Here is an 18,750-nt window from a genome sequence, read left to right on the forward strand (position 1 = left end):
GTAAGACTATAAAAAAATCCATGCCTTGCAAAGGAAGCGAAGAATTAATTCGGCAGCCACTTTGATCGGTGCTTACAACTCGTATTGTCATATTAACGTCCACTTGTTTTGAGATTCGGTGCTCAGTGTGTAGGGCCAAAATATACAACGCCTACATCGTACTGTTTCTGGATTGGTGTTACTTGAAGTGATATTAATACGGCTTATAGGATATAAATGAGTTGCGTAAAGTTCTAAAAAATCTGCGCTATCAACCTGTTTTTTATTTGTAACTCCGTTTAATGATATTGATAATTCGTTGCTCAAAGCATCAAACGACATAGCAAGTCTATTAATGCCTATCCTGAGGTCACTCTGATTCGTCGCAGGGATAGACGTTAGTATGCCGTCGGCTCCCCTTACTGCTACAGCAGCTGTAATGGTACCTCCAGAAGTTCGGCCAATCCTAATAGCCGCCCCACGTGTTGAGGTATTGTCAGCGTCAGCAAGGCGACATATGGCTGCAAAAGTATCGACCGGAAAATCGTAAATTATAAATTCACCATAGATAGTAAAACTGCCTCTGTGAGTCACAGGTAGAGAATGCTTATCTGATGAAGTCGCTAAAGAAGTGGTGTCAGTGATTATCGGAGGACCTGCAATTGGCCCCTCTACTAGATCAACTGTAAAAATTTCAATACCACTAACACCGTCACCCTGGTATGAGTTCACTCCATCTTTTGACAAATAGAGATTAACGCCACCATTGCCACCGACGGAACCGAACTGAGCAGTTAAGGAAAATTCGGTAAAGCCATCATATAATTGGGTAGCCTTACCCTCACCGTCAATTACGGTAGAATCAAGCAAGTTAACTCTGGAAGATTTGGACGCGAGCCAGTTAATTGTAGATGATGTTTGCAAGGATAATTGTTGGCGTTCTGCTGCTTTTGCTACCACCACAATTGTGTATATTTTATTAGCTTCTAATAAAATACTTTGCGTTATATAGTGCACGCCAAAAACCGAGGTTTCACTGATTTTCCAGATTTTTGCGCCTTCTATCAATGGCGTTGCAGTTAACTCAGATGTTGTAACTCCGCTCTTAACCCATTTAGAGTCTGCAAAATTATTAGATTTTAGTAGTTTATTAACCCTAACAGCTGCTGACTTAAGTCCTATTATCTCACGTGATACAGGGTCCACCTCAATCATGGGAGTATGTGAGGGGATGTTTTCAAATCCTAACAAACCGTTACTTATAGCAGGTGTATCCCTTACTGTTTGCATCAGTTCGCTAAGTTGATAGCGATTTACACCGGCTCCAGCCACATAAGCAAAATAGTGCCCGTGCTGAAAATCTAAGCTAATAGATGGAGTTTCAATGGTTAGCAAATTAAGTTGTCGCAATATCGGCGTCACATCAGCATCAGCCAAAGCTTGCTGTGCGGCATCACTGAACTGTTCAGCAGTCGTCGCAGCATCGATCTGGTTGTTGTATGCCTGCACTGCTGTCTTACATGCATTAGCCAAGCTGTTCATTTTGGTCTGAAACACGCTGCCCTGGTCCTGAGTTTCCAGCGTGATATTTGGTACGGGTAATTTTTGCATTAGCATTCCTCCACGCTTAGCGGGAATTTGTAATTGTTAAAAGCTGAATTTGTAATTGCGGGTTGCTGTTTGAACTTGGCGGCAAAAGAGTTTTCCACCTCTTTTTGCCCGCCATGCTCCGGGAATAAACTGATAAAAAAATCGCGGCTGGTACCGGCGTAACGTAAGGCGGTAATTAACGCGGCCCTGTCGCCTTCGTCGATATAATCCAGGCTAAATTGACTGGTGCGCCATGTTGGCGATTGACTTGTAAACAGTGAACCATCATCGGTGCGCAGTTGCTGTGCATTACTACCTAGCTGCCACTGGCGGCCATAGCTGAAATTAACTGCTGGCTCAAAATGGCGCCCCATATAAATGCGCGTTGCATCGAGCTGACCAGTGGTGTTTAACGGGTCTTTAATGGTGATTTTATAGCTGGCGGCAAACACTGCAGCAAACCATATCTGGCTATAACGTACCGCCCAGTCATCCAGTGCACTGGCCACCACAGGTTGCACTCGCCAATCCCAATCACCAAAGGCAATCTGCTGCACTGCTGGAATTTCGCCGCTGTCGTACACCACTGTGCCGGCCTGGTCGGCGCTGTCGTATAGCTGCAGTTGTATCGTTGCCGCGTTAGTTAAATTGTGTCGCCACAGCACAAAAGCGCTGATGAGTTTAATATCAGCGAAATTACCCTGCAGCACTGAGCTAGCCACTGTTAAACTGCGCCAAATGCGGCTGTTGTTGTACACCTGCATGTTTGTCGCCGGCAGTGTCGCTACAGCCGTGCCGGTACTTTGTGCAACCGTCGCACTATCAAATTCATTGATGATCACCATGCGCACATTGCTCATTGCCAAAACTCCACGCGTACTGCTCCTTTTAGCGGGTTTTCCGCCAGTTTGGTTATTACGGCATCACTGCCATTGGTACCGGGCGTTTGTAGCGTGGCGCCGTCGCCCAGTTGCCACTGCAGGGGCGCCGCTAATTGCTGGGTTTCGTATACATAGCGCGGCGCAGCACTCAACGCCATACGCCGGGTGGCTTCGGTGTTTGCATCAGCTTCAGACACTATTAATGTGCTGACTGTCAGCGTTTGCGCGTCAGCATAGGCTGTAAGCACGGCTGGGGCTGACTGCGTTACTGTTTGCTCTTCACTAGCCAAGCGCTTTGCAACGTCTGGCGTGTTTTCATAGATGCTGGCAGCTATGGTGCTAAGTGGCGTCCAGTTGCGGGCATAGCCCAGGGTTAACTCATGCAGCGCTGTTATACGCCGGCGCGGCGTGCGGCTGGCGTACAGGTTTTGGTCGTCGGTAATGGCGGCAGTTTGTGTTACTGGCACACCGTTAAACGCGCGGCATGTAAACTGGCCCAGGCGGTCAAACAGCCAGTAGCCGCCCACGCTGGCACAAATGTCGTCCAGCGCAGTACTTAATTGGGTGTCGTCAGTTAAATACAGCCCCAGCTGATAGCCTGGTAAACCGCTAATGTCCGCAGTAATGCCAACCCGGTCACACAAATAGCCGATAATTTGGCTGGCAGATTGCAGCCAGGTACCGGCTATTTTGGCACCGTCGACGTCCATCGTTACATCGCCAACAGGAAACACGCTAAACGTAATGGTACCGGCGGCTAAATCCACCGTGTAATCCGCCGGCGCAACAACATCACCATTAAAACGCACAGCGCTTACTGCCTCACTGGCTACGCTGTTAAACATATAGATGTGGCTGCCGGCATCGGTCAGCTGCGGGCTAATGTTGTAGCAACGCCCTAAGCAAAGCGGTTTTAGTTCGCCATCGGCATTACCACTTGTGTGCCGGCTGGTTAGTACCGGCTGCTGCAGTGCTTTGGCCATGTCTTTAAACTTGATCCGCACACTGTTGGCATCTGGCCAAATGCCGTCACAAATGCCTGTAATAACTTGCCCAAAATCGGCCTTTGGCCAGGCTTTATCGCCTAAATAAATACGTATAGCCTGGCCCGCTACATTGGCCCCGGCCAACCAGGCGGTGGCGGGTATCGCAACCAGCTCAACATCTGCAGTGCGGGTGCTGGTAGCGCCGGTAAACACTTCTGCCAGGCTGCGCTCAAAATCCATACCGCCGATAACAAACGGGTCATACGCTGTATGTGCTGGGCTATCTGTGCCGGCACTCACAAAAGCGGCACTGCTAAAATAGGCGCTTTTCGCAATGCCGGCATCGATATAATCCAGCTCTACCAGCACGCATCGATACAGCCCAGGGGTTGCTAACCATTGCTCATACGTCATGCAATAGCCCTCCGGTTAGCAAGCTGCTCGTTGCTTAAATCCACAATTTCACGGCCAAAACGCTCTGTAACCAGGGTCAACTGCCGTTGCTGCTCTAGCTGTTGCTCGTACAGCATTCTGTGGCTAGCCGCTATCTCGTCGCGCTGCTGCCGGTGTTGCTGCAACTCGTTGCGTATGTCGCTTAAAATCGGATTAGGATCAGGATAAATCCCATCCGGCGGCCGCTTGATAATGGGGTCAATCAGTTCAGGCGGAAATACAACCGGCGGTACCACAATTTCTGGCACGTTTACCACTACATCAGGAGTTTGTGCCGGCGTTTCGCGTATAGCGCCGGTAATGTCGGTACCCATCTGATAAAGTGCATCTATCTGCTCTTGCAGCTTAGCGACAACACGATCAGTTTCTGCCGGCATCAAGTCTGTTAACTCAGCCAGGCTCGTTTCAAACGAGGCCGTTATAGCTGCAGAGTCCTGCGCAAACTGGGCCTTTAATTCCTCAACACCTGCCGCATACTCCGTATTTGCCAGCGTTTGCAGGCCGGCCACAGTCGACTGCAGTGCTGCAAGCTCACTAATCGCGGCCTGGGCAAGCACAATTTGCTGTTGCTCCAGCGCTGCAAGTTCGTCTTGCAGCTGCTGCATTTGGGCATTTACTAAAGTGGTATTAGCGTTATAGGTGCTTTCTAACGCGGTTAAATCGTTATGTAACGTGTTAGCGGCCGTAGATTCCAATGCCTGGGTAAACTGCTGCAGCTGTGCCAGCTCTGCCAGTGCCGCCTGCGCCAGGCTAATTTGCTCCTGCTCATATCGCGTTGTGTCCGCATGCGGCCGGGGCGCGGTGGGCTCAGCAAAGGTGGTGCCGCCCAGCTGGTCAAATAAACCAGTTATATAGTCAAATGCGCCCTGGTAACTAGCGGGGTTAAAATCCCGGGCCAGTTCTAAATAGCGCTGCCCCAGCTGTTGCACATCACCATACGCGCCCGCGTCGCCGCTTAATGCGTTTTGCATCGCTTGTTGCAGTTGGCTTTGGGTTTCGCGTAGGCGTTCGCCGGTAGTTAATGGCGATAAATCACCAATTTGCAGTGCTGCAGCCGCATCGCGCAGCGCCTCAGCCGCTTTGGCCAGCTCTCGATACGTGCTTAACGCCGTGTTGTACTGGTCTAACTGCAGTTGATACTGCTCATCAGCCACTTGCTGCACTTGCTCAAGCTGCTGCAGCTCAGCGTTATAGCGTGCCTGTATTGCGTTTTGTAGTTCACTAACCAATGTTAACTGGCTATCAATATCACCGCCGCCCAGCTGGCCGCGTAAGCTGCTTACCAGGCTGCTGTAATAACCTGCCGCATCGGCACCGGGCATTGATAAGCGAATTTGCGCAGCGGTTTGTGCCACCGATTTAGCTGCGCCGGCAATACGCTCAACTACTTGGTCAAACGCATCACGCAGTGCAGCGCCCGCGCTTTCAAAATCACTTTGCAGTGTGCTTAGTTCAGATGCCAGCGCATCATAACGGCCTTGCGCAGCGTTTTGCAGGTCGCGGTTTGCTGCAAGCTCAGCGTTGTAGCGCGCCTGAATGGCCTGCTGCAGTTCGCCGGCTTTGCTTAACTGCTCATCAATGCTGCCGCTGCCCACGCCACCAGCTAATTCTGATACCCGGCCACGTAAAAACGCCACATTATCAAAACCAGGTAATGTCTGCTGTATGCTGCTGATAGTGCCTGCGATGCTGTTAACCATGCCGTTTATGGCATTAGTTTGCTGCTGCAGCGTGCTTTGCAATGCGCCACTGGCGCGCTCGTAGTCGGTAACTAAGCGGGTCATAGCGTTGTTGGCGGTGTCAATTGCTTGCTGCAGGGTCTTTTCTGCCAGGTTCTCTTTGCGTCTGGCGTAAATAGAGGTTAACAGGCCAGTGTCCGCGCCCAGCTCTTCGGCTTCTTTTATAGCGTTCTGGTACCACTCGTTTAAATCGTCTATCGCCAGCTGTAACGGGCTCATATCAAAGCGTGCCAGCTCATTAGCGTTACCTGCGTTGTACGCTGCGCGTTGCTCTGCCAGTTTACGTTCAGCCTCGGCGGCTTTTTCTGCTGCCTCGGTTTGCCGCTCCATGGCTTTAAAGTACTCGTCCAATCCTGGCACCAACGCCATCAGCGCGGCATACAATGCCTGGCCGGCCTCGGTCGTCAGGTCAATACCATCAATCAGCGCTTTAAAACCGTCCCGTGTTGCCGGCAGCGATACGCCTAAATCACTCATGGCCTGGGCCAGTGAACTGCTTAAATACTCAAACTGTTCCGCTTCGCTATAAAAGCTGCTGAAGTACTGCGCCGTCGCATCGCGGAATTCTTCAATACCGCCCATCAACTCAATGATTGATTGCGCAATAGCAATCTGGGTATCAGCGGCGATATCACCAAAGCGGCTAAGTTGCAGCCCCAGTGCATCCATCTGTGCGTTAAATACAGCCTGCTCCTGGGCAACGCGGATCAAGGTTTCATACAACCCTTCGCCCATTTGCTGGTATTCGCCGATCGCCGGTACCAGGTATTGCACCATCAAATCGGCCTGGGCACTAAAAATGGCTTCCAGCTCGGCTTGTATCTCGTCGCCGCTAAGGTCTTTAAAGCTTAGCGCCGGCAAGTCGATAACAAAGTTGGCCAGCAGCTTGGTGGTATCTAGCCCCAGCATATCCACGGCAGCAGTAATAGAGTTACCAATGCTGGCAAAAATGCGGCCAAACTCGGCTTCCAGGGCGTTGTCCAGGTCAGTGTATTCGGTGTTTTGTTTGGTCTTTTTGCTCAGGCCCCACAGCTTGCGCTTGGTGGTTTCTATAACGTTGTAATAGCTACCCTCAACCAGGCCAGTGGCTAATATTTCGCCCAGCTCCTGGGCATCAAAGCTAATGCCAGAGTCGAGCAGCTTTTTAGTGGTTTTGCTGATACCACCAATAATGCTGCCTGCAATGTCAGACAAAGCGCCGCCCAGTAGCTTATCAACCGCACCAATCACGCCGCCAAAAATTTGGTCTTGCAAATGCATAAAATCAATAGCACTTTGGTTGCCAAAACGCTTAACGGTGCCCAGCTCGCCGGAATAATTGTCTTCATTAAACTTGCCGTAATTGCCCACCAGGCTAACGGCCAGATTAGCAATACCCGCTGAAAGCGATTTAATATTTGCGTTAATCTCACGCAGTTCGCCGTATTGGTCTAGCTCCAGTGATTCAATACGCTCCAGCGCATTAGCGATAGATTCCGACTTCGCATCAGTATCACCAAATACAGTGCCGGTACCCTGGCCAGCCTGGCGGTCAGCCGCACTGGGCACACTTGCAGAACTGCCACCGCTAAATACACCCAGGCCCGCCATAATCGCAATCATTGCGGCACCGGCAGCAAAGTTCAGCGGAAACGGTGCACTAAATGCACTGGTAATCGCCGTTAACGCATTGGCACCGGCTTTTTGCAGTGACATGGCAATTTCTGCCACACCAAACGCCATTTCCAGCTTATGTAACGCTTCCCGCTCTTTGCTTTGCTCACCAAACATTTGGCTGGCCGCACCACTTAAGGCAGCAAACTGGCCTAGCTGGGCTTGAAAGTTCTCTTTAGTTAACGCCGCTTCTTTATTCTTAATATCAATTAGCGCTTTGGCTCGTTTTGGATCGCCCTCTTCCAGCGCTTCCACTTCCTTGCGCTTTTTCTTCAGCTCATCCAGTTTTTGGTTATAGTTGACCTGGGCAGCAGCCATGCCATCAATCTGCTGTGCCACACGGCCAAACGCTTGAGTTAATGCATCGCCAAAACTTTCGCCTGCGGATGTTAGCGCCGTCATTTCGTCCAGGGTTTTGTTAAACGCCCCCGAACTGATTTCCTCGCTGATGCTAATTTGGCTTTGCAGTTCCTGGCGTAAACGCAGTTCGGCTTCTATTGCTTCCAGTACCGCTGGATCTGTGCCTTTTAACGCCGCCAGCGCCTTTTGAATTTCATACTCTTTTTCGCCTACCTTAAGACGCTCAGCTAATAGTGCAGTTTCTTCCTGTAGGCTTTTAAGCACTTCATCTGCAGCAGTCACTTTTGCCGCATCTTCAGCAGTTTTAACAAAAAGGCGGATTGCCTCAGAGGCATTTTCAGGTAAGTCGGTGACTTCTTTAAACTGCGTTTTGAACAACTCAAGGTCAATTCCGGTTAGCGCTCGTCCATAGGTGTCAACCGCTTCAGCATTCAACTTCTGTGTGTTGTACAGCGCTAATAATGCTTTATTAAAATCACCAACCTCTTCAGCCGGTTCATCTAATGTCGGAGCAGGTACCTTAGTGGGAATACTCTTTACCGACTTCGCAGCTCTGGCAGAACCCTCAGCAACATTCGTGAACATTTCGCCATATATGGCATCAATCTGCTTCAGCTCTGCTGCCGTCTGCGATTTGATATCCTCTAAGGCAGATTTATGCTCAACAGCTGAGGTAGAGCGATAGCCGTCAAGCTTGCCATTGAGCTCATCAAAAACGCCATCTAGCCCAAGCATCCCTAATGTTTTACTACCTAACCCCGTTAGCCACTGCAGGTAATCAATAAACTTTTCTTTGGCAAAATCGAGCGGATGGGTCAGCGCATATTTGACTGACTCAGCTAAAGACTCAAAATGCCCTTTTATCCAAACCAGCACTTTGTGAATGCCCGCAGCCAAGGCAATACCTGCTTTTTCGACAACAGCAAACTCGTTACGTAAATAGCTGCCAATCTCCCAACCGATAAAAGCCGAAACTGCCACATTCGCAGCATTTGCAAAGCTAAAAAGAGATTTAGTGGTTAATGCGTTTTGTGCAGAAAATGCCGCGCTGGCTGCGGTTGCTACAGACATCGCCCCAGCCCAAACTGCTGACGCCGCAGCGGCACCATATTTGGCAGCAAGCAACGCCAGCGTTACTTTAGTCGCTAACGCTAACGTATCTAAGTAATCATCCAACTCACCCGCTTTTAAGGCATCATTAAATGAAAATACCGCCGTCGCGAGATCATTAACGATGACAGCCAATTTTTCATTGGTGTCTAACTGATCCGAAATTGCAAGTTTAGATTCCTGGATCGCTTGGTTTAAGGTGTCATAGGCGCCGCTCAGCCCTAGCGCTTCCTGCTTAGCTATACCGCCAAACTGCCCCGCCAGCTCATCCAGAATAAGTCGCTGCGCATCGGCAAGCCGGTTAGTTTCAATAAGTGACTTGATGACATTTTGCTGCGCATCAGTGAAATAAATCCCCTGGCGTCGCATTGCATTAATCCCTTCAATAGGGTTATCCAACGTCTTCGCCAGCATTTCCAAAGAACCGTTAAGCGAACCGCCAATTAAAGTAGATAAATCTGTTGCAGTTTCAATGGCCCGGCTAAATACATCACTGGCAATACTGCTATACGACAGCAGTACTTGTTGCGCATGCATTACGCCTTCAGTTGATTGAAGTGTGGCCAAGGCTAATTCGCGGGCTTGCTTGTGCAGTTCTTCAGCACTAAATCCGGCAGCTTGGCCAGTTGCATTGATTACAGCTTGCGTCCGAAGCATGTTGCGCTGCAGCTGCTCAGCTTCGTCAATAACCCCTTTAAAGAAGGAACTGGCACTAAATACACCAAAGGCTCCAGCTACCATTCCCAGCATCCCGCGCAATGAGGACATCTGGTTATTTAACGACGCGCCGCTTTTGGTCGCACTATCGAAGCCTTTTGCTGCAGACTGGCCTGCAGCGTTAGTGCTGTTTAACTTATCACTGGTATCGCCAGCGGACTGACCAATTTGCGCCAGTTCTTTCACAACGATCTGACCGCCTTCAGTGGTCAGCTTAATCGCTAACGATAAATCACTCATCGAGATTGTTTACTCTGCTGATTCCACACGGTTAAGCACTCAGCTTCCATAATTTGAATGCCATTCCAAACCAGGTCTTGCAGTTCCAACGTTAAAGCAACATAGTCTGGTACTTTGTTGGCCCTTAGCTCCACAGCCTGATAGTTAAGCCCTGTTCGTGCGCCGGCCATTCCGGCATAGTTCCACTGTGTAACGGCTTTAAAAAACAAATGGACGGTCAGCTGATTGGCAGGTTGTATGTCAGGGCTTTGGGTTCGCTCTGACAACGTTCTCTGAACAATCTCCGGCGGTGCACCGGCAGCTTCAAGCGCTTCAGCACACCGCTTAACATCCGTTGCGGACCGGCCAGTTGCCCACCAGCTCGCTACTTCCTTGAGTTTTTTGCCAGTACGTCTTTATTACGTGCGTCTTGCCAGCTTTGCTGAACGGCATCGCGGACCTCTTTACTATTCAGCAGCAATTTCACGTTGGCAGGCGTATTCGCCAGCACTTGTCCTTCTGAATCAACAAAAGGCAATTCTTCACCTGGCGCCGCTTCAAACCCAAGGAAATACTCTTCTATTTGCTTACCAGCCGACTCAATCGCCTTTAGCGAATCACCGCTTTCTTGCAGCCTGGTCAACTCAGTCAATTGCGCTTTAGCCGTCTCAACTGGCACACAACGAAATAAGCCTACAAAACGCGCTTTGGCATAAACGGTGTTGCCGTCTTTATCCAGCTCTTCTGTTGGAAGCGATACCAGTACCATTGCCTTAAACTTCTGTGCTGCTAAATCGGTGATATTGAATTTCATAATAAGTAACTCTCTTTCAGATTAGGTTGAGGGCATCCGTGCCCCTGACTCATCCCTGATGCGGCGGTTGTGTTATTAGGGTTCTATTGGATCAACGGAATATCATTTCAAAGTCGTTGTCGCGTGCTGTCGGCACCACATCCAACGTCATAACAAGATGGCTGATACCGTCTATCATGGTGGTATTCAGTTGGCGCAGTTGCAGGTTTGGGATCGCCAGTTCAAATATCTGTCCGGCGTCCGTAACATCTTCACCAATCTGATAGGCCAGCGTGCCGTAGGTACTCACCTTATTCCACCAGTTAAAATCATTGATTAACGGCTCTTCAAAAGTGATTTCAACTTGTGGCCGGCGCTGCGTGATCTGCACAGACTCATCATTAGTTACAGCGCGGTATGTCACGGTATTACCCAGCTTGAACGTCATCGAGGACATATTGATGTCCTGGCCAAACAGCTGCATCTTGGTAATGGATACCGGATCTGTCACCAGCGGATTTTCAAATTGGCTAAAATCCGCATTCTGAAAACTGGCGACTTGGGTTGGGTCAGCAAATAGGCCGATAATGCTGTTAAAGGTAAATTTAGGCAGCGCATCCGGGCCCAGTGAAATATCAACGCTGCTGCGTGCGCCTAACATTGGGTGTTTTAGCTTGCCGCGAAACACATGCACAGTGCAGCTATCATGGTTGGTCGATACCGGGGCGTAGACCACTTTCTCAGTAGCAGTGATGGTTGGCTTTAAACCACACATTTGCAGCAGTGGACCAATGGCCGGTGGCGTATCCACAGCGCCAGAGCCTGCAACATACGCCGTCATAGAGCCTGTTACACGCTTGTTGCGCTGTACCGCACCTTTACTACCACCGCGTCCGGCATCAAACTCCAGGTCTTCCTGGTCACCATCATGCAGCGTTAAATCTGCTTTAACCCGCATCGCATTCGCTGCAGCAGTCGGTGCTGCATCGGTACCGTATACCGTTTCAACTGCGGCTAATACGCAGGTATCCTGCTCATAAATACGCTCGCCCATTAGTTGGCTCCTTTGTTCGCTTTAGCCCTGGCTGCCCGGCGTGCTGCCAAATAGCCATTTTTGCTGTTATCGGTATGCACAACGTCAACCGCTTTTTTGCTGGCTGGTTGCGAGGCAACATCGGTTGTTGCCGGTACCGGTTTCTCTTTACTCATCATTGCCTCCTAACGGCTGAAACTTATGCGTAATACGGCGTAGTGCACTAACACACCGGCAAACATAGCCGGCTCATTTCGCACTAATTCAAAACCCAATCTTTCACCATCTACACAGCTCCAGCCGTTTAAACGATGGTTATTTGTAAAATCTGCCATTAATGCATCTAATTGCTCATCGAACAGCAGCTGGCTGGCGTCGCCGTCTTGCCAGCTTCTGAACAGCACCAGTTCAAAGCTCTGCCGTTGCCGGTTGCCACTACTACCACCCGCCAGCACTTTTGCCGCTGGCCGGCGTAAAAAGCCGCCCTGTAGCCGCCCTTCAAACTGGTAACAATCCGCCAGTTCCTTGGTGCGGGTGCTATAGCGCTCAAAGCTATGCAGCACACCTAAATTCAGGCTCTGCAAGCGGGCAAGCAAGGCGTTGCGCAATTCGCTCATAGTGCCGCCAGCTGTGCTTTAATGTTGGCAACTGCCCTAGCAAAACGGCGACGAATGTACGGCTCACTGGCCTTAAAGCCATCGCGGAACATAAAGCGCCCTTCAGTACCTTTTTGGCTAATCTTTCTGGCAATGGCAAAGGCCGCGCGCTGCGCCTCTTCTGCATCCAGTTTCAACACTACCTCAGCCCATTCTGCTAAGGGCTGCAGTGGCGGGAAATGCGGTTTAGTGCCAAGTTCGACTGGTACGGCATAACTTAAGCTGGTACCCACCACCGTACTCACACCACCTTCAAACACTACGGTTTGCTCGGCCTGAATACTGCGACCTAAAAAGTTCTGGGCGCCCATGGGGGTTCGCTCTACTACTTCGCGCTGCACCAGCATGGCGCTCTCTTCTGCAGCAGCGTAAAGTTCAGCCTCAAACAACTCAGGGGCTTGCTGCCACAGGGCTGCAAGCTCAGCAAAGCCTTTTGGCTCAACACTTAACTTAGCAACGCTCATTTGCGCCTCCGGCTACCCCAGGTAACAACAGTGCCGGCGCTCAACCCGCTGCCGGCAGTTATGCTGCTAACAGGTTTAACCTGGCTGTCGTAACGGCGGCGGTACTCTTTTGCCAGGCTGCGGTAAAGCTCTGCCTTGCTGGTTTGCTGGGTAACATCGGCAGCAATAGTGCTTTGCGCTTCATTGCTGTAATAAGCAGATAACTGCTCACAGCAAAGTGCTGCGGCGTATGTTGCCAAAAACTCGGCATCACCGGCCCACAGCGTTTGTTCAATACCGTCCAACGTGTGTGCCAGCGTAAAATACACATGCACATCGCCGCTGTAGCCGGCCAGCTTTAACACATCACCGGGTAATTGCCTGGCGGTGAGTTCGTCATAACCTGGTACTGAATAAACTTGCACTAGCTGGCTAAAATCAGCCTGCCAGGCGGCGGGCAGTGGCAGCAAACCGTCACTTACATTTACGACAGCATCATCCTGGCGTGGCTTGTCCTTGCTGTATCTGGCAACAGCCAGGCTTAACGCTTGCGCGTAATCATCAGCAGTTAACACCGCCACATCATCACGGGTTAACGCCTGGGTAAGTTGTGTTAATTCTGCCTGGTTCATCACGATTCCAACTTAATAAGGGCGGGCATCCCTGCCCCGTTCCATATGGGGCGCTTACGCCACTACCGACTTAACCGCACCACGGAAGTCTTTCACCACACCGCCATAAATGTGCCGGATCTTGTAAGTGATAGTGTCATTGGTGAACAAGCTGCCTACTGTTGGGTTGTCCTGGACAAACATTTCCGGCTCTTCCTGGCCATCAAGGAAGCCCACTTCAATAGACGGAATATCGTTTTTATCCGCCATCGCTACCCAGTCGTTAGGATCTGTCCAATACCAGGGCACCAATATTTTCGGTTTCTGGCTTTGGGTAAAGGTTTCGTCGTTGTTGGTATCACGGCGGAACAGGTCGTAAGCGGCCTCTTCCAAATCTGCCGGTACCATCAGCAAACGTGGTGCAATACCAAGCTGTTCGCCGGCAGCACCAAATTCAGTTTGCTTAATCATGGCTAAACGGGCTGCAGCCCAACTGGCTGTAGATAATGCAGTGGTGAGCAGGTTGGCATGATCAACATGGAAAAACGCCTTGGTGTCGTAAATCGCTGGGTTGGTGCGCAGAAAATCCAGCACAAACTTGCTAAGCGTGCGCTTGGCCGCGCGGCTCATTTTGCGGGGAATATCTAAAATTACGCCCACATCATCGTTTTTCACCATTTCCAGCGTAACGCTTTCGGTACCGCCGCGTTTTGACACCGCAAATTGGGCTTTCTCGTCAGTTGGCGAGGTAAGCGGGTTATAGTTACCGCTCTCACCCACCACCGGCAAATCGCCATAACCGCCATAGCGCACCCGCTCCTGGTTGCGGAAATCGCTAACCGGGGTTACTTTGGCCACTTCGCGCCAAATCTCATACTGGTCCGGCTGGTTGTACTCTTCAATCATGCGTTTGTGCATGGCTTCGCCCAACACATTGCCCAGGTTGCTGCTATCGAGCGCTTCAACCATGCGGCTGCGGCTACACTTGTCTAAACGGCCGGTTACCAGTTTGTCGCCGGTAATCTCGATATAACACTCTTTAAACGACTGCACCGCGCGATCTTTCGGGTCAAAAAACGCCGCCAATAGCTGTGCTGCATTAGGTGCATCGCCATAACGCGGGCCACCTTCGGGCATCATCGGTTTACCACTTTCAGTAAATTTACCAAGGTAAGTGCGTTCGGCCGTAATAGCTTCGTCAACCGCCGCTTCAGTAAAGTTTGCCTGGCCAGAGAACTGCGCCTGCAGCCGCTCTTGCGCCGGGGCGGGCAACTTACTGGCAGTAATCGCGGTTTTAGCGTAAGCACGAGCTTCAACCATTTTTAACGCCTGGTTAAGCTCATCTTTGCTAATACCGTCACCAGATTCTGGCTTAACAGCTACCGCTTCACGGTATGCTGCCAATACAGCATCTTCATTTTCTTGATCCAGACCTTTTAACAGGGCTGGGTTTTGGCGGGTAATCGCCTCAAGCATACGTTGCAGCAACGTCATATTAATGTCCTCTTGGGGTTGTTTCGCCTCAACCATGCGGATCACACGACCACCGGCACCTGGCTCAATAATTAAATCTACTGAATTCACACGCTGAATTTGTTTGGCTTCGCGCAACTTACCGGCCTGTTTTGCCGTGCCATCGCAGTCAATTGAAAAGCCGAATAGCTCGGTCATACCGCGTTCTACGGCTTCCACCATTTTGTCGCTAACATCACCGGCGGTTTTTAACAGCTCCAGCGTGGCCTGAATGGCACCAAGCTTTTTGCCACCAGCAGCTTCTACAAAGCGAGGTTTAGTAAGCTGGCCAATAAGGTTGTTAAAGGATTTACCCTGGCCTTTTAAGTGCTCGTCATCGCTTTTCACGAATACACGGGCACCATTAAACAATGGCGTAGCCTCGCGCAGCACAGCAGCGGGGTAATTGGTGTTGTTGTAGGAAATACCGGCTTCAATGACGGTAATTAAGAACTTGCTGCCCGCGGCTTTATCGACACTTTCAATAAAGATACTGTCGCTACCCCAGGCTTCAGTTAACTGGGTAACACCGGCAGGCACAAAATCGCGCACAACTTCAACCGGGTTACTAATGGTTATGCCGTTGTCTTCTGCCAGTTCATAGCTGTAACTAATGAAACGGCCGCCCTGTGCAACAACTGCTTTGTTGGCAAAAATGGATACCAGATCCACCCACTCTTTGCTTAGGTGCTTGGCTAGTGCTTCACGCACCATCATTATAATGTCGCCCAGCTCACCCGCTTTTGCTTCACGCAAAGCAACATTGCCAAGTATCCCTTGCTGGCGTTGCAGCACCCGGATAGTCATTACGCCACCTTACCAGTCAGTTTCTGGCCGTCAGTGGTAACAACGGTGACCAAACCATCACGCACAGCGAAATCCAGCACTTCGTCAGCGCTAACCTCCACTAAAGTGTCTTTGGTTTTCACGGTGCCGTCTTTTTCAAAAACGGGCTTTTTGGTTTTGGGATCGGTTACCAGCTCAATCGCTTTGCGCTTTACTGCCTTGGCAGCATCAATACGGCTAAAGGTTGGGGTATTTTCAGACATGGGGCACTCCGCTTGTTGTTTTGTGTAACGAACAAGCGAAGTGTGGCGGGTATAGCGTTTAGCTTAAATTAAAGGGTTTTAAGAAAACTCATCGTAGTCAGGGCTATCATCAATTAGCATGAAGCCACAGTCTAGGCATAAATCGGTACCGACGTTTTCAGAGTAGGTTAACCCACATGCCCATCCGCAGCTTGGACAAAACTCCTCATACTCAACATCGCCCCACTGCCAAGCCCCAATTAATTCAGGTATCGCATCTCTATCATAACCAGCAATTTCAAAAGCATCATCACTGGTCGCGATATAAGCAAAGGTTGAATTCTGTTTAAGAATATTGATTACATCACTGGGATCCAGCGCAAACCACTCTCCGATAACACGATATTCCGCATACTGCTTATGTAATGCTCTCTCTAGCCGCTTTGCTTCCAACTCAGGTAACCGGATCTCCCCCATAAGTTTCAAGTGATAGGGGCTGCCGGTCTGAAGTTGTCGAGCTCTTTTTTCAACATCCTGGCTATAACCTATCTTTATTCTTAAAGCCGAATAATCGGGATTTTCATCTTCTGCAATAAAGTAAACCGGCATTTAATCTTCAACCTCATGGCCATTCATCCATATGCGGTACCTGGCTGCAACCGCAGTTGATCACTTCCTCAAGAGGTGCAGCTGGGTCATGCGGGTACATCATCAATATACCACCAATGTTAAAGGGTTGGTCAACGGGTTGTGTCTGGCCATGTGCTGCGGCATGGCTGGAGCGAGGATCTTTGCGATTACTACGCCGCCATTTTTTCTTTAAGCCTGGTACCGCTTTTTGCGCCTGCGCCATACGCTCCTGGTTAGCGGTAGAATACAAACGGCCCAGTTCAGTCTGTACGATCGTTTTTGCGCGGCTGGCGGCATTACCCTCTAAATACTTTGCTATGGCAGCTCGGGCTTTGTAAGGGTCATTTACGCCAACCACGACTAAGCCAAGTTGCTCTTTAATTTTCTGCGCCGCAACAATGTTGATATCAGATACCCTATCAACCATAAACGACTTTATCGCCTCCAGCTGTTGCACGTTAACAGCCTGTACCCGGCCAGCAAGGTTAACCCCACCCGCGTTTAATGGCGCATCCACTAAATCTATGCCGGCCTGCCAGGCGGCGTTGGCACCATCACGCACTTTAACGGCCGCGTCGGCGCCGATGTCCAGCAAAGTGCGTTCGATGTTCTGTTGCATCTGCTGAATATGCCATACCTGGTATTCAGTGGGCAGCTGCGCTAGCTGCGTATCCAAAGCCATTAGCGCCTTTTCCAATAGCGTAATAATGTCGTCGTACAAGTGCACCTGCAACTGCTGACGGCGTTTTATCTGCGCCCGTAACTCTGCATTAAACGCTTTACGCCGTTCGCTGGGTGTCATGCGGCATCCTGCTCAATGTCGTCTGTTTTTAAACCAGGGAACGCATCACGCTTGGCCTGTTCTTTTTTCTTTTCATCAAAAGCCTTTTTAGCATTTGAAAGCTCGTCAACAGCATCAAACGCCACCCCCAACTGGCCGCTGATACTGGCCACAATTTTAAGGGCTGTTTCTTCTGTCATTAGCCCCTCGTTAATCACCATAACCAGAGCACCCACCACTTGCCCAAGGGCCGCAGCAAAGCGGCTGGTGTCTTTAGCAGTTAACTCCGGGAACTCCACGTCAGACCAATACACGTTGCCGTTAAGCTCAGGCTCGCCATGGCCATTGGCTATTTCATACTGGCGCAGCGCATAGGTGGCTATTGTTACCAGCATATTCTTAATTTTACGTTGGCGAAGCGTAAGTATTTTTAGTGTGGGCTCGCCCATACTTTCGCCGTTTGCGCGGTTTACGTCACTGCCATCGGCAAACCAGTGTGGCGACATGGTAGCCCCGGCCAGAATATGGTTTTTAAACAGCTTGCCAATTACCTCGGTATCGCCGCTATTAAGCGTTGGGCTTTGCGCCTGCCACTTTTCGCGGTCGTTATGTACATTTACCGAGTTTGGCCCGGGCGGGGTAATTTCAGCAGCACGCCGGTTAACTTCAGTCTGGTCGGCGCCGGTAAGCGTTACGTCCCATACAAAAGCTCGCAATGCCTGGGCACGCTCACCCTCACCAAATAAAAACTCGTCGTATAAATCCAGGTAATCTGCCTGGGCAGTTAAATCGCCATGACCACGGCCCTGGTTACAAAAAGCGTTAATGTTGAAGTAAAACAAATCACCGTCGCTAAACTGTGCCCGTATTGCCTGAGTGCGCTGGGTAAATACGTCCTCGGGGCCGTTTATAATAGTGCGGTAGCGCTGGTAACGGCCCTTGGCATCACGGTGGGTTACCACGCCTATAGGTTGCTCCGGGTTATCCGGGTCAAAAATCACGTCCTGCACCCTGGCCGGATCAAGGTAACCCAAGCGCACATGGCCGGTATGTTCGTTGACAAAAGCCGGGTAAAACTGCTCGCCAAACAGCGCCAGCTCACGCACCTTTTTCTCGAGCTTGTTTTCCATGTCATTGATCGGGTCTTTCCAAAACTTATCCAGCACCGCCTGGTAGTCAGGCTCGGCATTAGTTAGCTTTACCCCTTCGGCTAACAAGTACGCCACCGGCAGTTCTATCAGCCGGTTGGCAATTAAGTTACTTTGCCACAAATAAGCCGATACTTTTTGCATACGTTGGCGTTTAACCGGGCCTAAATCGCGGTTGTTGTCGCTGCTGAGCTTTGTCCAGCCGCTGGTATCATCGGCAATATTGGCACCGGCTGCTTCCACCAGGCGCACAGGCTCCTGCTCAGGGGTGTTTTCACTTTTAAACCACGTATCCCAAAAAGCCACGGTGGCCTCCTTAATCAAATCAGACGTAAAGCATTTACGTTTTGTCAGGCGCGTTTAGCACGCCCTTAGTTAAACCTACCCACACAAATTCCTGTACGCCCGCTTAAAATCGCTTACAGCGC

The 18,750-nt window shown here is 50.3% G+C and carries 16 protein-coding genes; all 16 read right to left on the minus strand.

What is annotated here, in order from left to right:
- Positions 1–87 precede the first annotated feature (87 nt).
- Complete coding sequence (locus I4W93_RS11075; protein ID WP_224673394.1) at positions 88–1,590, minus strand: phage head spike fiber domain-containing protein; 1,503 nt, start codon at positions 1,588–1,590, stop codon at positions 88–90.
- Positions 1,590–2,429 (minus strand): hypothetical protein, encoded by an 840-nt coding sequence (locus tag I4W93_RS11080; RefSeq protein ID WP_205310860.1) that lies wholly within the window; start codon positions 2,427–2,429, stop codon positions 1,590–1,592. The genes I4W93_RS11075 and I4W93_RS11080 overlap by 1 nt, the downstream gene beginning before the upstream one ends.
- On the minus strand, positions 2,426–3,850 hold the full coding sequence (locus tag I4W93_RS11085; RefSeq protein ID WP_205310859.1) for a hypothetical protein: 1,425 nt from the start codon (positions 3,848–3,850) through the stop codon (positions 2,426–2,428). Before I4W93_RS11085 ends, I4W93_RS11080 begins: the two co-directional genes overlap by 4 nt.
- Positions 3,847–9,708, minus strand: coding sequence for a phage tail length tape measure family protein (locus I4W93_RS11090; protein ID WP_205310858.1), 5,862 nt, complete (start codon positions 9,706–9,708; stop codon positions 3,847–3,849). Before I4W93_RS11090 ends, I4W93_RS11085 begins: the two co-directional genes overlap by 4 nt.
- On the minus strand, positions 9,705–9,974 hold the full coding sequence (locus I4W93_RS20530; RefSeq protein ID WP_205310857.1) for a DUF1799 domain-containing protein: 270 nt from the start codon (positions 9,972–9,974) through the stop codon (positions 9,705–9,707). Before I4W93_RS20530 ends, I4W93_RS11090 begins: the two co-directional genes overlap by 4 nt.
- Positions 9,975–10,072: 98 nt before the next feature.
- Positions 10,073–10,501, minus strand: coding sequence for a hypothetical protein (locus I4W93_RS11100; RefSeq protein ID WP_205310856.1), 429 nt, complete (start codon positions 10,499–10,501; stop codon positions 10,073–10,075).
- 91 nt (positions 10,502–10,592) lie between these two features.
- Entirely contained in the window at positions 10,593–11,534 is a 942-nt protein-coding gene (locus I4W93_RS11105) for a phage tail tube protein (RefSeq protein WP_205310855.1), read from the minus strand.
- A complete protein-coding gene (locus tag I4W93_RS11110) occupies positions 11,534–11,689 on the minus strand; it encodes a hypothetical protein (protein WP_205310854.1) in 156 nt (51 codons plus the stop codon). The genes I4W93_RS11105 and I4W93_RS11110 overlap by 1 nt, the downstream gene beginning before the upstream one ends.
- Before the next feature lie 9 nt (positions 11,690–11,698).
- Positions 11,699–12,130 (minus strand): hypothetical protein, encoded by a 432-nt coding sequence (locus I4W93_RS11115; protein ID WP_205310853.1) that lies wholly within the window; start codon positions 12,128–12,130, stop codon positions 11,699–11,701.
- Positions 12,127–12,633, minus strand: coding sequence for an HK97 gp10 family phage protein (locus I4W93_RS11120; RefSeq protein ID WP_205310852.1), 507 nt, complete (start codon positions 12,631–12,633; stop codon positions 12,127–12,129). The genes I4W93_RS11115 and I4W93_RS11120 overlap by 4 nt, the downstream gene beginning before the upstream one ends.
- Entirely contained in the window at positions 12,630–13,244 is a 615-nt protein-coding gene (locus tag I4W93_RS11125) for a hypothetical protein (RefSeq protein ID WP_205310851.1), read from the minus strand. Before I4W93_RS11125 ends, I4W93_RS11120 begins: the two co-directional genes overlap by 4 nt.
- Positions 13,245–13,298: 54 nt before the next feature.
- Positions 13,299–15,542 (minus strand): phage major capsid protein, encoded by a 2,244-nt coding sequence (locus I4W93_RS11130; protein ID WP_205310850.1) that lies wholly within the window; start codon positions 15,540–15,542, stop codon positions 13,299–13,301.
- Positions 15,542–15,784: a hypothetical protein gene (locus I4W93_RS11135; protein WP_205310849.1), complete on the minus strand. Its 243-nt coding sequence runs from the start codon at positions 15,782–15,784 to the stop codon at positions 15,542–15,544. Before I4W93_RS11135 ends, I4W93_RS11130 begins: the two co-directional genes overlap by 1 nt.
- 78 nt (positions 15,785–15,862) lie before the next feature.
- The gene (locus I4W93_RS11140; RefSeq protein ID WP_205310848.1) at positions 15,863–16,372 is read right to left on the minus strand and encodes a GIY-YIG nuclease family protein; all 510 of its coding nucleotides are present in this window, start codon (positions 16,370–16,372) and stop codon (positions 15,863–15,865) included.
- Positions 16,373–16,385: 13 nt separating this feature from the next.
- On the minus strand, positions 16,386–17,195 hold the full coding sequence (locus tag I4W93_RS11145; protein WP_205310847.1) for a phage minor head protein: 810 nt from the start codon (positions 17,193–17,195) through the stop codon (positions 16,386–16,388).
- The gene (locus tag I4W93_RS11150) at positions 17,192–18,628 is read right to left on the minus strand and encodes a hypothetical protein (RefSeq protein ID WP_205310846.1); all 1,437 of its coding nucleotides are present in this window, start codon (positions 18,626–18,628) and stop codon (positions 17,192–17,194) included. Before I4W93_RS11150 ends, I4W93_RS11145 begins: the two co-directional genes overlap by 4 nt.
- Between the last annotated feature and the right edge of the window lie 122 nt (positions 18,629–18,750).

Source organism: Rheinheimera maricola (genome assembly GCF_016918075.2).
Taxonomy (GTDB): Bacteria; Pseudomonadota; Gammaproteobacteria; order Enterobacterales; family Alteromonadaceae; genus Alishewanella; species Alishewanella maricola_A.